The 14,594-nt window shown below is 73.0% G+C and carries 9 protein-coding genes; 2 read left to right on the forward strand and 7 right to left on the reverse strand.

The window, feature by feature from the left end; translation table 11 throughout:
* The first annotated feature begins 225 nt into the window (after positions 1-225).
* Positions 226-2,448, forward strand: a complete 2,223-nt coding sequence (locus ACZ5OX_RS13360) for an NADP-dependent isocitrate dehydrogenase (RefSeq protein ID WP_465630008.1) — start codon at positions 226-228, stop codon at positions 2,446-2,448.
* Positions 2,449-2,517: 69 nt separating this feature from the next.
* Here ACZ5OX_RS13360 and ACZ5OX_RS13365 read toward each other — a convergent pair whose 3' ends face one another.
* The 7 genes from ACZ5OX_RS13365 to ACZ5OX_RS13395 form a co-directional block, all read right to left on the reverse strand.
* Positions 2,518-3,108: a YdcF family protein gene (locus ACZ5OX_RS13365; protein ID WP_465630009.1), complete on the reverse strand. Its 591-nt coding sequence runs from the start codon at positions 3,106-3,108 to the stop codon at positions 2,518-2,520.
* 140 nt (positions 3,109-3,248) lie between these two features.
* Positions 3,249-4,256 carry a cytochrome c oxidase assembly protein gene (locus ACZ5OX_RS13370; protein ID WP_465630010.1) on the reverse strand — a complete coding sequence of 336 codons (1,008 nt, stop codon included), beginning with the start codon at positions 4,254-4,256 and terminating at the stop codon, positions 3,249-3,251.
* Between the two features lie 495 nt (positions 4,257-4,751).
* Positions 4,752-5,750: a 2-hydroxyacid dehydrogenase gene (locus ACZ5OX_RS13375; protein ID WP_465630011.1), complete on the reverse strand. Its 999-nt coding sequence runs from the start codon at positions 5,748-5,750 to the stop codon at positions 4,752-4,754.
* Between the two features lie 156 nt (positions 5,751-5,906).
* Positions 5,907-6,932, reverse strand: a complete 1,026-nt coding sequence (locus ACZ5OX_RS13380; RefSeq protein ID WP_392876160.1) for a 6-phosphofructokinase — start codon at positions 6,930-6,932, stop codon at positions 5,907-5,909.
* Positions 6,933-7,283: 351 nt separating this feature from the next.
* On the reverse strand, positions 7,284-8,012 hold the full coding sequence (locus ACZ5OX_RS13385; protein ID WP_392876158.1) for a type 1 glutamine amidotransferase: 729 nt from the start codon (positions 8,010-8,012) through the stop codon (positions 7,284-7,286).
* Positions 8,013-8,058: 46 nt separating this feature from the next.
* Positions 8,059-9,321, reverse strand: a complete 1,263-nt coding sequence (locus ACZ5OX_RS13390; RefSeq protein WP_224281748.1) for a MurT ligase domain-containing protein — start codon at positions 9,319-9,321, stop codon at positions 8,059-8,061.
* A 282-nt stretch (positions 9,322-9,603) separates the two neighbouring features.
* Entirely contained in the window at positions 9,604-10,302 is a 699-nt protein-coding gene (locus ACZ5OX_RS13395; RefSeq protein ID WP_465630012.1) for a GNAT family N-acetyltransferase, read from the reverse strand.
* 266 nt (positions 10,303-10,568) lie between these two features.
* On the opposite strand from ACZ5OX_RS13395, the gene ACZ5OX_RS13400 reads away from it, so the two are divergent.
* Complete coding sequence (locus ACZ5OX_RS13400; protein WP_465630013.1) at positions 10,569-14,513, forward strand: non-ribosomal peptide synthetase family protein; 3,945 nt, start codon at positions 10,569-10,571, stop codon at positions 14,511-14,513.
* The last annotated feature ends 81 nt before the right edge of the window (positions 14,514-14,594 follow it).

Raw genomic sequence — 14,594 nt, forward strand, 5'->3', positions numbered from 1 at the left:
ACGCACTCCTGACGCCCGGCTCACCCGACTGGCCAAACCACTGCCCGGGCCCTCCGCTTGCCACGCGTCCCGACCCGGACCACCGTGGAGTTCGGCCTCCCTCGCATCCCCCGGTCACGCCCTGCGCCGGACCGGTGGACACCCGAAGACGGGGGGAGGTGGAGCCGGAGGCCTGTGACGAGATATCTTGACGTCAAGACGTTGGAGACGTGAAGCGGAGTACCGATGACTGACTCGACCATCATCTATACGCACACCGACGAGGCTCCGGCCCTGGCGACCTACTCGTTCCTGCCGGTGGTCCAGGCCTACGCCTCGACCGCGGGTGTGCGGGTGGAGACCCGCGACATCTCCCTGGCCGGGCGGATCATCGCGAGCTTCCCGGAGCGTCTGACCGAGGCGCAGCGGATCGGCGACGCGCTGGCCGAGCTGGGTGAGCTGGCCAAGACCCCGGGTGCCAACATCATCAAGCTGCCGAACATCTCGGCCTCGGTGCCGCAGCTCAAGGCCGCCATCGCCGAGCTCCAGGCCCAGGGCTACGCCCTGCCGGACTACCCGGACGACCCGCAGACCGACGAGGACAAGGACGTCCGCGCCCGCTACGACAAGGTCAAGGGCAGCGCCGTCAACCCGGTCCTGCGCGAGGGCAACTCGGACCGCCGCGCCCCGCAGTCGGTCAAGAACTACGCCAAGACCCACCCGCACCGCATGGGTGCCTGGACGGCCGACTCCAAGACCAACGTCGCCACCATGGGTGAGAACGACTTCCGGTCCACCGAGAAGTCCGCCGTGATCGCCGCCGACGGTGCGCTGCGCATCGAGCTGCTCGGCGAGGACGGCACCACCACCGTGCTGCGCGACAAGGTGTCGGTGCTGGCCGGCGAGGTCGTCGACGCCTCGGTGATGCGGGCCGCCGCCCTGAACGAGTTCCTGGCCGCGCAGGTCGCCCGTGCCAAGGCCGAGGGCGTGCTGTTCTCGGTGCACCTCAAGGCCACCATGATGAAGGTCTCCGACCCGATCATCTTCGGCCACGTGGTCCGCGCGTTCTTCCCGAAGACCTTCGCCAAGTACGGCGAGGCGCTGGTCGCCGCCGGTCTGAACCCGAACAACGGCCTCGGCGGCATCCTGGCCGGCCTCGACAACGTGCCGCACCTGGGCGCCGAGATCAAGGCCTCCTTCGAGGCCGAGCTGGCCGAGGGCCCGGCCCTGGCCATGGTCGACTCCGACAAGGGCATCACCAACCTGCACGTGCCGAGCGACGTCATCGTCGACGCCTCGATGCCGGCCATGATCCGCACCTCCGGCCACATGTGGGGCCCGGACGGCAAGGAGGCCGACACCCTGGCCGTGCTGCCGGACAGCAGCTACTCCGGCGTGTACCAGGCCGTCATCGACGACTGCCGCGCCCACGGCGCCCTGGACCCGGCGACCATCGGCTCGGTGCCGAACGTCGGCCTGATGGCCCAGAAGGCCGAGGAGTACGGCTCGCACGACAAGACCTTCGAGATCGCCGCCGCGGGCACCGTCCGCCTGGTCGACACCGAGGGCAACGTGGTGCTGGAGCAGGCCGTCCAGCCGGGCGACATCTTCCGCGCCTGCCAGACCAAGGACCTGCCGATCCAGGACTGGGTCAAGCTGGCCGTCACCCGCGCCCGCGCCACCGGCGTCCCGGCGGTGTTCTGGCTGGACGAGACCCGCGCCCACGACGCGGTGCTGATCGAGAAGGTCAAGCAGTACCTGCCGGAGCACGACACCGCCGGCCTGCAGATCGAGATCAAGTCCCCGGTCGAGGCCACCAAGTTCTCGCTGGAGCGCATCCGCCGCGGCGAGGACACCATCTCGGTGACCGGCAACGTGCTGCGTGACTACCTGACCGACCTGTTCCCGATCCTGGAGCTGGGCACCAGCGCCAAGATGCTGTCGGTCGTCCCGCTGATGGCGGGCGGTGGCCTGTTCGAGACCGGCGCCGGCGGCTCCGCCCCGAAGCACGTCCAGCAGCTGGTCAAGGAGAACTACCTGCGCTGGGACAGCCTGGGCGAGTTCTTCGCGCTGGCCGCCAGCTTCGAGCACCTGGCGAGCACCACGGACAACGCCCGCGCCCAGGTGCTGGCCGACACCCTGGACCGCGCCACCGGCACCTTCCTCAACGAGGACAAGTCGCCGAGCCGCCGCCTCGGTGGCATCGACAACCGCGGCAGCCACTTCTACCTGGCCATGTACTGGGCCCAGGAGCTGGCCAAGCAGACCGCCGACGCCGAGCTGGCCCAGGCCTTCGCCGGCCTGGCCGCGACGCTGACCGAGCAGGAGTCGGCCATCGTGGACGAGCTGATCGCCGTCCAGGGCTCGCCGGTCGACCTCGGCGGCTACTACCAGCCGGACGCGGCCAAGGCCGCCGCCGTGATGCGCCCGTCGAAGACCTTCAACGAGGCGCTCGCCAACCTCGGCTGATTCCGGTCGAGTCGAGCTGACGAAGGCCCCGGGTCCGGATCGGACCCGGGGCCTTCGGGCTGTCCCGGTTCAGGCGCGGCCGAGCAGGGCGAGGGCGGTGCCGACGGCCTCGCGCAGCAGGAGGTACGGGCCGTGCGCCAGCGGGCCGTCCGCGCCGAGCACCGCGGCGGGGGCGCCGGCCCGGCGGGCGGCCAGCGCGGAGCGGACGGTGTGGAAGCCGTTGGTGACCACCGTGCAGCGGTAGCCGGGGCGCTCGGCGGCCATCAGGGCGGCGCTGAAGCGCAGGTTCTCGGCGGTGTTCACGGCGCGCTCCTCGCGCCGGATCCGCTCGGCCGGGACGCCCCTGGCCACCAGGTAGCGGGCCATCGCGGCGGCCTCGGTGCACTCCTCGTGCGGGCCCTTCCCGCCCGTCACCAGGACCAGCGGGGCATGCCCGGCGGCCTCCTCGGCGGCGAAACGTTCCAGCGCGGCGTCCAGCCGGGCCGCCAGCGGGGCCGCGGGCTCACAGCCGTCCAGCGCGGCGCCCAGGACCACCAGGTAGTCCGAGCCGGTCGGCGCGGGCCGGCGGTGGCGGTGGTACAGCGCCAAGCCGAGGAAGCCGAGCAGCCAGAGCAGGACGTACCCGCAGAGCAGGACGGCGACGATCAGCAGGACGTGCATGTCTGTTCGAACGCCCGCGCCGGAACGACCGTTCCGCACCGGGTGGCACCGCTGTCCCAGGCCCCGGTAACGGCGGAACCCCCGTTCCGGAGGCGGAACGGGGGTCCCGGGAACGAGCGTTCCGCGGCGGAGGGCGGGCCTCAGCCCGCGTCGGCCGCCGGGGCGGCGCCGGCGACCGGGGCGGCCGGAGCCGCACCCGCGCGGCGGTCGCGCTTGTGCAGCGAGGCCAGGTAGGCGTTGTACGCCTCCAGCTCGGCGTCGCCGGTGCGCTCCTCGGAACGGTCGCGGCGGCGGGCCTGCCGCTGCTCGGAGCCCATCCACTGGTAGACCAGCGCGATCAGCACGATCGCGGTCGGGATCTCGCCGAACGCCCAGGTGATGCCGCCGGCCAGCTTCTGGTCCTCCAGCAGGTTCGTCCCCGGTGGTGCGCCCTCCACGGTGAAGGTGGTGACCAGCGGGTGGCCGGCCATCATCACCGCCACGCCGAAGAAGGCGTGGAACGGCATCCCCATGAACAGCTCGATGATCCGCATCACGTGGCCGGGGCGGTGCGGGCCCGGGTCCACGCCCATGATCGGCCAGAAGAAGGCCAGACCGGTGAGCAGGAAGTGCACCATCATGAAGATGTGCCCGAGGCGGTACTGCATCAGGAAGTCGAACAGCGGGGTGAAGTAGACCCCGTACAGGCTCGCGATGAACATCGGGATGGTGAACGCCGCGTGCGACACGATCCGGACGTACCGGCTGTGCAGCAGCGCCACCAGCAGCTCGCGCGGCCCGCGCGGGCGGCCCTTGCCGGCCGGGCGCAGCGCCCGCAGGGCCAGCGTGATCGGGGCGCCGAGCAGCAGCAGGATCGGCGTCAGCATGGAGAGCACCATGTGCTGGATCATGTGCGCGCTGAACAGCACCATGCCGTAGTCGTTCAGCCCGGTGCAGGTGACCAGCAGCATGCTGGCGACACCCAGGGCCCAGCCGACCATCCGGCCGATCGGCCAGCGGTCGCCGCGCCGGTACAGCCGCACCACGCCCGCCGCGTACAGCGCCAGGACGACGAGACCGCCGAGCAGGAACACCCAGTCCGGGGACCAGGTCCAGACGTTCGACAAGGTGAACGGGCCTAGTTGGGTCATCCCGCCGTGGTGGTGCATTCCTGACATTCCGTCGCCCATCGGCGGGTCCTGCTTTCCGTCCTCGTGGTCCCTGGTGCGGGTCCGGTTCGCCCCTTTTGCTTGGCATACAGCCTAGGCGGGCCTTACCTTGGGCCTACCCCCGCCCCCTCCGTACGGGTGGCTCCCCGCCGCGCGCCCGTCCCGGCCGGACCGACCGACCGGTCGGCAGGGAGGCTCGGAGAACGGCGACGGAACACGGGCCGGCGGCGCACTCGGGCCGGCAGCGCGGGCGGGGTGCTCCTCTGCACGCCCGTGACGACCAGGACGTCGGTCCCGATTCCGGCCGGGCCACGGACCAGCACGGCACTGCCCCGGCTCCGCGACTCGGACAGCAGACGGGTCAGGAGGCCCGCCTGCTGGTGCCGGCCGACGAGCTCCATGTTCCACCCCTCCAGTCGGTTCACTGGGGCGGGCGTGCCCGAAGGGCCGTGCTACTGCGCCGTGTTGGGGCCCGGGATGCCGCCGCACCGCGGCTCACGCGCTCGTGGGGACGAGGGTGTTCTCGTTGCGGCGGCCGGCGGCGAAGTCGTCGATGTTGCGGGCGGTGGCGTCGATGATCTGGCCGACGGCGGTGCGGGTGAAGTAGGCCTGGTGGCTGGTGACCAGGACCTGGGGGAAGGTGACGAGGCGGGCGAGGGTGTCGTCGGTGATGCCCTGGATGGAGCGGTCGGTGAAGAAGAGGCCGGTCTCCTCCTCGTAGACGTCGAGGCCGACGCCGGAGAGGCGTCCGGCGCGCAGGGTCTCGACCAGGGCGGCGCTGTCGATGAGGCCGCCGCGGCTGGAGTTGATCAGGATGGCGTCGTCCTTCATCCGGGCCAGCGCGTCCCCGTCGATCAGGTGGTGGGTGGCGGGGAGGAGGGGAACGTGGAGGCTCACCAGGTCGGCGCGGGTGAGGAGTTCGGGGAGCTCGGTGTACGTCATGCCGAGTTCCAGGCAGGCCGGGTTCTGCGCGATGTCCCAGCCGAGGAGTTCGGTGCCGAAGCCGGCCGCGATCCGGGCGAAGCACTCGCCGATCTTGCCGGTGCCGATCACGCCGACGGTCATGCCGTGGACGTCCCGGCCGAGCAGGCCGTCGAGGCGGAAGTCGAACTCGCGGGTGCGGTTGGCGGCGCGGGTGAGGCGGCGGTTGACGGCCAGGGCGAGGGCCCAGGCGTGTTCGGCCACCGAGTACGGGCTGTAGTGGGAGACCCGGGCGATGGTGAGGCCGAGCTCGGCGGCGGCGTCGAGGTCGATGTTGTTGAAGCCGGTGGAGCGCTGGGCGATGAGTTTGGTGCCGCCGGCCGCCAGCACCGCGAGGGTCTCGGCGTCGAGGACGGCGTTGACGCTGCTGCTGACGGCCGGGTAGCCGACGGCCAGCGGCGCGGTGTCGCGGTTGAGGAACACGTCCAGGCAGCGAAGCCCGTGCCGGCCGGCGAAGGCCTGCTCCAGCAGTGGCCGTTCGTCGGCCTGCACTCCGTACGCGAGGATCTCCATGCCGGACACGCTAACGGCCGGGGTCGGGCCGCGCCCACCCGAGGCGGGAGACCGCGCCGACCCGAAGCCGGGGCCGTCGTCCACCGGATCCGGCGAGCACGAGGCCCCCGGACCCGCGCGGGGCGGGTCCGGGGGCCTGTGGGTGCGGGCGGGCGGTCAGATGACCGTCTCGGCCTCCAGGTAGCGGTCCTGCGGCACGGTCTTCAGCTCGGCGACCGCCTCGGCCAGCGGCACCAGGTTGATGTTGGTGCCCTGCAGTGCGGTGATGTGCCCGAAGGCGCCCTTGTGGACGGCCTCGACGGCGTGCCAGCCGAAGCGGGTGGCGAGCACCCGGTCGTAGGCGGTCGGGGTGCCGCCGCGCTGGGTGTGGCCGAGGATCACCGGGCGGGCCTCCTTGCCGAGACGGTGCTCCAGCTCGCGGGAGAGCTGGGTGGCGATGCCGGTGAACCGCTCGTGGCCGTAGATGTCCTTGGTGCCCTCCTCCCAGTGCATGGTGCCGGGCTCGGGCTTGGCGCCCTCGGCGCAGACCACGATGGCGAACTTCTTCTGCCGGTCGAAGCGCTCGCGGACGACCTCGGTGAGCTTGTCGATGTGGAACGGGCGCTCCGGGACGACGATGGCGTGCGCGCCGGCCGCCATGCCCGCGTTCAGCGCGATCCACCCGGTGTGGCGGCCCATGACCTCGACGACCATGACCCGCTGGTGGGACTCGGCGGTGGTCTTCAGACGGTCCAGCGCCTCGGTGGCCACCGAGACGGCGGTGTCGAAGCCGAAGGTCACGTCGGTGGCGGCGATGTCGTTGTCGATGGTCTTCGGCACGCCGACGATCGGCAGGCCCGCGTCGCTCATCAGCTTGGCGGCCTTCAGGGTGCCCTCGCCGCCGATCGGGATGACCGCGTCCAGGCCGAGGTCGGAGCAGTACTTCCTGGCCCGCTCGACGCCGTCCCGGAGGTGGCTCGGCTGGACCCGGGAGGAACCGAGGATGGTGCCGCCCTGGGCCAGGATGCCGCTCACCGAGTCCAGGGTCAGGGGGCGGTGGTGGCCCTCCAGGAACCCGCGCCACCCGTCCTCGAACCCGATGATCTCGTCGCCGTGGTCGACCACCCCCCGGTGGACCACGGAACGGATCACCGCGTTCAGGCCGGGGCAGTCACCGCCGCTGGTCAGCACTCCAATACGCATTAGCTTTGCAACTCCCGAGCAGAACCGAGGAACGGCCGGACTACAGGCTGGGACGACGAGCCGTCACCGTAACGGGGCGCTCCCACGCCGGGGTGGCGGGGAGGTGGCCGAGGGGTGAAGGACCGGCCGATCCGGACAGAACGTCCGAAAACGGCCGCGAAGTCGAGCATACGGCCCCTGGTCCGGCCGGGCAGGAGCCGACGCGGGAGCGGCGCCGTCGGCGCCCCCGCGCGGAATTGCAGCCTGCTGCCGAGGAGGGTGTGCAGTAGGCAGCCCCATTGTGGTACTTCCGGGGCCGCCCGCGGACCGGGTGACCGCATGGCGGGCACCCGGCCGGGGCGTACGGATGTACTACTGGGGGCGCGTCGCGGCCGCGATGCGCTCGGCGCGCAGCGCGTCGTACCAGGTGGTGTCCGCCGGCGGCAGCGCGCTGACGTCCAGCGCGAGCTTCAGCAGCATGTCGGCCACGGCGGGGTTGCGGGCCAGCACCGGGCCGTGCAGGTAGGTGCCGAACACGGTGTCCCGCCAGGCGCCCTCGGTGCCGTCACCGGTGCCGTTGCCCCGACCGACGTTGACGGTGGCGAAGGGCTGCACGCCCTGGCCGAGGTGGGTGACGCCCTGGTGGTTCTCGAAGCCCGTCAGCTGCGGCAGGCCGAGCCGGGGGTCGACGTCGGCGAGCACGTCGCCGACGCAGCGGGCGCCCTCGCCGCGGGTGGTCCAGACGTCGAGCAGGCCCAGGCCCGGCTCGCGCTCGCCGAGGTCGTTGATGAACTCGTGGCCCATGATCTGGAAACCGGCGCAGACGCCGAAGATGATCGCACCGTTCTCGGCGGCCCGCACCAGGCCGGTGTCGGCGCGCAGCCGCTCGGCGGCCAGGCGCTGCGGGCGGTCCTCGCCGCCGCCGATCAGGTAGATGTCACCGCTGGTGGGGATCGCCTGGTCGGAGCGGACGTCGATCCGGGTCACGTTGAGGTGGCGCTGGCGGGCCCGGCGCTCCACGACCAGGGCGTTGCCCCGGTCGCCGTAGGTGCTGAGCAGGTCCGGGTAGACCCAGACCACGCGCAGGCTGCTCTCACTCATCCTCGAAGGCCTTCCGTCACGTAAAGACTGGTGTGCGGGCGCGGCATCAGCCGGCCACGACCTTCCGCAGCTGCTGGAAGGCGGTGTAGTTGGCGATGGCCTCGATCCGGCCGGGCGGGGCCATCCGGACGGCCTGCTCCAGGGTGTCCACCACGTGGAACTGGAGCCCGGCGACCTCCAGGCGGACGGCCAGGTCCAGCTTGCGCTGGCCCATCACGAAGACCGGGTGCCCGGCGAGGCGCTCGTAGTCGACGTCCCACAGCCAGGAGGTGTCGGTGCCGTCGGCGTCGAGGGCGTTGACGGAGAGGATCACCGGGGCGGGCGGGCCGTCGATCAGCGAGAAGGTCTCCAGCCAGCCGGCCGGGTTCTTGGCCAGCAGCAGGCGGATGTCCCGGCCCTGGTACTGGACCACGTCGTAGCGGCCGGCCACGGCGGCCACCGAGCGCATCCGCTCCAGGGCGACCTGCGGGGCGACGCCGAACACGGCGGCGACGGCGGCGGAGCTGGTGGCGTTGGCCAGGTTGGCCCGGCCCGGCAGCTGGAGCTGGATCGGCCAGGCGCCGCGCTGCGGGTCGATCACGTGGGTGCCCTGGAGCGCCCAGTGCGGGTTGGGACGGCGGAAGCCGCAGTCCTGGCAGAACCAGTCGTCGCCGGGGCGCTGCATGACACCGCCGCAGGCGGGGCAGGACCAGGCGTCCTCCTTCCAGGCCTGTCCGGCGGCCACCCAGACCACCTTCTTGCAGGAGGAGGCGGCCCAGGTCACCAGCGGGTCGTCGGCGTTGGCGATGACCACGGCCTCGGTGTTCTGCAGGCCCTCGCGCCACTTCTCGGCCATCATCCGGGTCTCGGCGGCGCGGTCGAGCTGGTCGCGGGAGAGGTTGAGCAGGGCGATCGCCTTGGGGCGGGTGTCGCGGGCGACCGTCGCCAGGTACTTCTCGTCGACCTCGATCACGCCGAAACGGGCGTCCGTGCCGCCGGCCAGGGCGGAGGTGATGCCGGCCGGCATGTTGGCGCCCAGGGCGTTGGAGACCACCGGGCCGGCGGCGCGCAGCGCCTCGGCGATCAGGCGGGTGGTGGTGGTCTTGCCGTTGGTCGCGCTGACCAGGACGACGTCGAGGTGGTCGGCGAGGGTGGCGAGCAGGTCGGGGTCGAGCTTGAGGGCGACCTTGCCGCCGATCACCGAGCCGCTCCCGCGCCCGGCCTTGCGCGACACGGCGGCGGCGACCCGGCCGGCGGTGACCGCGATCTTGGCGCGGGCCGGCAGCGAGGCGTCGCGTGCGCCTGTGGGCTCCGATTCGGTGCCTGCCATGCTCAGTGGTTCCTCCTTGCTGCGGCACCACCCGTGGCCGGATAACGGGCCGACGGGCGGCGGGGACGGGGGTCAGCCTACCGACTCCGTAGCCCGGCCGGACGATCCGGACCCCGTGCCGCCTGCTGCGACGCGTTCGCGGGCGTCGCTGACGGCCTGCCGGGGAGAGCGGTGTACGGAGCGGTCCCAAGGGATCGGCTCCAAACCCCCACTCCTTCACGACGCTCCACGGGCACCGCGGGGTTCCCGAGCGACCCGGGTAAGGATCTGGTGAAGAAATGATCAGCGGTTCGGGCGGTGGGCGCATCCGGCCGGATCCGCGGCGGCCAACGTGGCGGTGATCACCAGGGTGCCGTCCTCGGCCCGGAAGTCCAGCGGCGCGTCCAGCCGCCGCATCGCGGCGATCAGCCCGGCGTTGTCGCCGTGGGTCACCGCGTACACCGTCCCCACGCCGGCCGCCCGGGCCGCCGCCGACAGCCGCCGCAGCAGCGCCAGGCCCAGCCCGCGCCGCTGCCAGGCGTCCTCGACCAGGACGGCCAGCTCGGCCTCGCCGTCGTCCCACATCAGGTGCCCGAGCGCGACGATCCGCCCGTCCGGGGCGGTCACGACGAGGCTGCGGCCGTGCCGGGGGTCCAGCAGGTGGTCCAGGTAGCGGCCGGCGTCGCGGACCGGGCCGTGGTAGCGCAGCCGCAGCGCGGCGGGGGAGCAGCGGCCGTGCATCGCCAGTGCCGCCGCCCGGTCGGCCGGCCCGGCCGGGCGCAGCAGCAGCTCGGTCCCGTCCGGCAGGGACAGCCGGGACGGGGCCTCCGGTGCCTGGCCGGCGGCATGCTCCGCGGGCGGCTGCGGCCGGCCGGTCCGGTACGGGCCGCCGGTGAGCGCGGGCAGCCGGGTGGCCTGGCCCTGGGGCGCCGCGCACCTGCGGTCGGACCTGCGGAAGGGCCGGTGCCAGAGCCGTTCGGGGCGCGTGCGGGATGCCTTCATGCCGCCGACGCTACCGACGGTGCGCTTCCGTTCGGTTACGTGATCGTGAACGCGCGAATGCCCGGCGGCGCTCGGGCGGCGTGGGACCGGGCGGGCTCCCGCCCGGGACGTCGGGCGGGCCGGCCGGGACGGCACCCGCGCAGGTCCCGACCGGTGCCTCATGCGGCCGGGACGCCGGGCGGCCGACGGTGGGTGGCGATCCCGGTGCTCCTGGTGAGCGGGAGCACCGGGCCCGTCCGTCCACGCACCATCGAAAGTCATTTCTCATGCGCGACACCCCGTCCGTCCCCACCACCGACACCGACACCGACACCGCCACCCCCGCCGTCCCGCACGCCCGCCGTGCTCCGGTCGGCACCGCGCTGACCGGGCTGCTCGACCGGCAGGCGGGCATCCGGCCCGACGCGCCGGCCGTCCTCGGTGAGGGCGGCGGCCTCACCTTCCGGGAGCTGTCCGGGACGGCCCGCCGGCTGGCCGCGCGGCTGCGCCGGCTGGGCGCCGGCCCGGACGGCTGCGTCGGCCTGTACGTCGAGCCGTCCGTCGAGCTGGTCGCCGGGGCCTGGGGCGTGCTCCACGCCGGGGCCGGCTACCTGCCGCTGTCGCCCGAGTACCCCGAGGACCGGCTCCGCTACATGCTCGAGGACAGCGGCACCCGGATCGTGCTCACCCAGGCGCACCTGCGCGAGCGGCTCGCCGCACTGGCCCCCGCCGGGACCGCGGTCCTCACCGTCGAGGACGCCGAGCCGCTGCCGGACGCGGCGGCGGAGGAAGCGGCGGAGGAGGCCGCCGCGCCGGAGTCGCTCGCCTATGTGATCTACACCTCGGGCAGCACCGGCCGGCCCAAGGGCGTGATGATCGAGCACCGCTCGGTGGTCTCCCAGCTGCGCTGGATGCACTCCGCCGGGCACCTGGACCCCGAGGTCACGGTGCTGCAGAAGACCCCGATGAGCTTCGACGCCGCGCAGTGGGAGATCCTCGCCCCCGCCGTCGGCGCCCGGGTGGTGGCCGGCACGCCCGGCCTGTACCGCGACCCGGAGGCGCTGGTCGCCGCCGTCCGGCGGCACCGGGTGACCGCGCTCCAGTGCGTGCCCACCCTGCTGCGGGCGCTGCTGGACACCGAGGGCTTCACCGACTGCACCGGCCTGACCCGGGTGTTCGCCGGCGGCGAGGCACTCTCCCGGCGGCTCGCCCGCGACCTGCTCCAGGCCCTGCCGCAGGCCGCGCTGGTCAACCTGTACGGCCCGACCGAGTGCACCATCAACGCCACCTCGCACCTGGTGGACCCGGCCGATCCGGGCGACGGCGCGGGCTCGGTGCCGATCGGCCGACCGGTGGCCGACACCCGGTGCTACGTCCTCGACGAGGAGCTGCTGCCGGTCGCCGCCGACGGCGTCGGCGAGCTGTACATCGGCGGCGTCCAGCTCGCCCGCGGCTACCTGAACCGGCCGGAGCTGACCGCGGAGCGGTTCGTCCGCGCCCCGTTCGACCCCGGCGAGCGGCTGTACCGCACCGGCGACCTCGTGCAGTGGAACCCGGACGGCACCCTGCAGTTCGCCGGCCGGGTGGACAACCAGGTCAAGCTGCGCGGGTACCGGGTCGAGCTGGACGAGATCGCCCGCGCGATCGAGGAGCACACCTGGGTGCGCCGCGCGGCCGCGGTCGTCACCGGGGACGACCGCACCGGGCACCCGAACCTGGTCGCCTGCGTCGAACTCAACCCGCGCGAGGCCGCCCTGATGGACCAGGGCAGCCACGGCGGCCACCACCAGTCCAAAGCCAGCAAGCTCCAGGTCAAGGCCCAGCTGTCCGACCCGGGCCTGCGCGACCGGAGCGGACTGGCCGGCCGCGAACGGGTCGAGCTGCCCGGACGGAAGGAGACCGAGGAGCAGCGCCGGGAGACCTTCGCCCGCAAGACCTACCGGTTCTACGAGGGCGGCGCCGTCACCCGGGACGACCTCACCGCGCTGCTCGCCCCGCGCCCGGCCGGCGCCTGCGGCCGCGCCCCGGAGCTCCTGGGCCTGCCGGAACTCGGCTGCGTGCTGCGGTGGTTCGGCCAGTTCCACAGCGGGGAGCGGCTGCTGCCCAAGTACTCCTACGCCTCGCCCGGCGCGCTGTACGCGACCCAGCTGTACCTGGAGACCGACGGCCTGGACGGGCTCGCCGCCGGGCTGTACTACTACCACCCGGTCGAGCACGTCCTGGTCCGGATCGGGCCCGCCGAGCCCGCGTCCGAGGCCTACCTGACGCTGCACTTCTCCGGGAAGCACGGCGCCGTCGAGCCGGTCTACAAGAACAACATCCGGGAGGTGCTGGAGTTCGAGACCGGCCACATGCTGGGCGTCCTGGCGGAGGTGCTGCCCGGGTACGGGCTGGACGTGCGCCCGCTCGGCCTCGACCCGGCGGTCAAGGACCGGCTGGACGTCGCCGAGGAGGACCACTATCTGGGCGGCTTCGCCGTCGTCCGGGCCGGCGGCCCGGCGCGGGCCGAGCGCGTCGAGCTGTACGTCCAGGCCCACGAGGGCCGGGTGGACGGCCTGCGCGGCGGCCTCTACCGGTACGCCGACGGCGAGTTGACGCACGTCTCGGACGAGGTGGTGGAGTCCCGGCACGTGATCGCGATCAACCAGGCCGTCTACGCCCGGGCCTCGTTCGGCATCACCGCCGTCAGCCGCGCCGAGGAGGAGTGGCTGCAGTACGTCGAACTCGGCGCGGTGCTGCACCGCCTCCAGCGCAACGGCCTGGCCATGGGCTTCATGTCCTCCGGCTACAGCTCCAAATCCGGCCACCCGCTGCCCGCCGCACGCCGCATCGACGAGATCCTGGCCGGCCGCGGCATCACGCCGGGACCGTCGTACTTCTTCCTCGGCGGCAAGGTGAGCGAGGAGCAGATCCGCAGCGAGGGCATGCACGAGGACACCGTCCACATGAAGGGCCCGGCCGAGATCATCAAGGAGGAACTGGCCACCCTGCTGCCCGACTACATGCTGCCGGGCCGGGTGCTGGTGCTGGACGCCCTGCCGCTCACCGCGAACGGCAAGGTGGACCTCAAGGCGCTGGCCGCGTCCGAGGCCGTCCGCACGGCCGACGTGCGCGGCGAGTTCGTCGCCCCGGCCACCGGGTACGAGCGGTGGCTGGCCGAGGCCTGGGGGCGGGCGCTGAACTACGAGGACGTGTCGGTGACGGACGAGTTCTTCGCCGTCGGCGGGAACTCGCTGATCGCCGTCGCCCTGGTCAACCGGATCAACCGGGAGTTCGGCGTCGCCCTGCCGCTGCAGGTGCTCTTCGAGTGCCCCCGGCTGGGTGACCTGGCCGGGCGCATCGAGCGGGCGCGCGGGGAGGGCGACGGCGGGGGCCGCGGGGAGAGTGGCGGCGGGGGCGCGGCCTCCCGGCTGATACCGCTGCACCCGGGCGACGCCGGCCGGGCGGTGTTCTGCTGGCCCGGCCTCGGCGGCTACCCGATGAACCTGCGGCCGCTCGGCCGCGAGGCGAGCGGGGGCCGGGCGTTCTACGGCGTCCAGGCGTACGGCATCAACCCCGGCGAGACGCCGTACCCGACCATCCGGGAGATGGCCGCCGCCGACGTCGCCGAGCTGCGCCGGGTGCAGCCGCGGGGCCCGTACACGCTGTGGGGCTTCTCCTTCGGCGCCCGGGTCGCCTTCGAGGCGGCCTGGCAGCTGGAGCGGGCCGGGCAGCGGGTGGAGCGCCTGCTGCTGATCTGCCCCGGCAACCCGAAGGTGCGTCACGGCGACGGCCGTCGGCGGGGCCGTGAGGCCTCGTACACCGACCCGGGGTACCTGACCGTCCTGTTCGGGGTGTTCACCGGTCGGATCGGCGGCCCCGAACTGGAACGGTGCCTGGCCGAGACGGTGGACGAGCCGACCTTCGTCGCCTTCGTGCACCGGATGCTGCCGGAGCTGGACGAGGAGCTGATCCGGCGGATCACCGGGATCGTCGGTGAGACCTACGAGTTCGAGTACAGCTTCCGCGAACTCGCCGAGCGGCGGCTGGAGGCGCCGGTGACCCTCTTCAGGGCAACGGGCGACGACTACTCCTTCATCGAGGGCCGCAGCGGCTACTCGGCCGCCCCGCCCACCGTGGTCGACCTGGCCGGCGACCACTACGGGGTGCTGCGGGAGCACGGGGTGGCCGAGCTGGCCGCCGCGATCCGGGAGGTGGAGCGGACGGTGCCCGGCGAGCGCCCGGGGCGCTGACCGGACGGCGCCGCTGACCGGATGCCGCTTCTGATCGAATGCTGCTTCTGATCAGATGCTGCGGAAACGCTCACGGATGGC

Source organism: Kitasatospora sp. NPDC032121, assembly GCF_055580145.1.

Excerpts from the sequence above, each read along its gene's own strand:
- ACZ5OX_RS13395 (WP_465630012.1), bottom strand. The coding sequence starts at position 10,302 with ATGAAGGCATCCCGCACGCGCCCCGAACGGCTCTGGCACCGGCCCTTC.
- ACZ5OX_RS13390 (WP_224281748.1), bottom strand. The coding sequence starts at position 9,321 with ATGGCAGGCACCGAATCGGAGCCCACAGGCGCACGCGACGCCTCGCTG.
- ACZ5OX_RS13360 (WP_465630008.1), top strand. The coding sequence starts at position 226 with ATGACTGACTCGACCATCATCTATACGCACACCGACGAGGCTCCGGCC.
- ACZ5OX_RS13365 (WP_465630009.1), bottom strand. The coding sequence starts at position 3,108 with ATGCACGTCCTGCTGATCGTCGCCGTCCTGCTCTGCGGGTACGTCCTG.
- ACZ5OX_RS13385 (WP_392876158.1), bottom strand. The coding sequence starts at position 8,012 with ATGAGTGAGAGCAGCCTGCGCGTGGTCTGGGTCTACCCGGACCTGCTC.
- ACZ5OX_RS13380 (WP_392876160.1), bottom strand. The coding sequence starts at position 6,932 with ATGCGTATTGGAGTGCTGACCAGCGGCGGTGACTGCCCCGGCCTGAAC.
- ACZ5OX_RS13370 (WP_465630010.1), bottom strand. The coding sequence starts at position 4,256 with ATGCACCACCACGGCGGGATGACCCAACTAGGCCCGTTCACCTTGTCG.
- ACZ5OX_RS13375 (WP_465630011.1), bottom strand. The coding sequence starts at position 5,750 with ATGGAGATCCTCGCGTACGGAGTGCAGGCCGACGAACGGCCACTGCTG.
- ACZ5OX_RS13400 (WP_465630013.1), top strand. The coding sequence starts at position 10,569 with ATGCGCGACACCCCGTCCGTCCCCACCACCGACACCGACACCGACACC.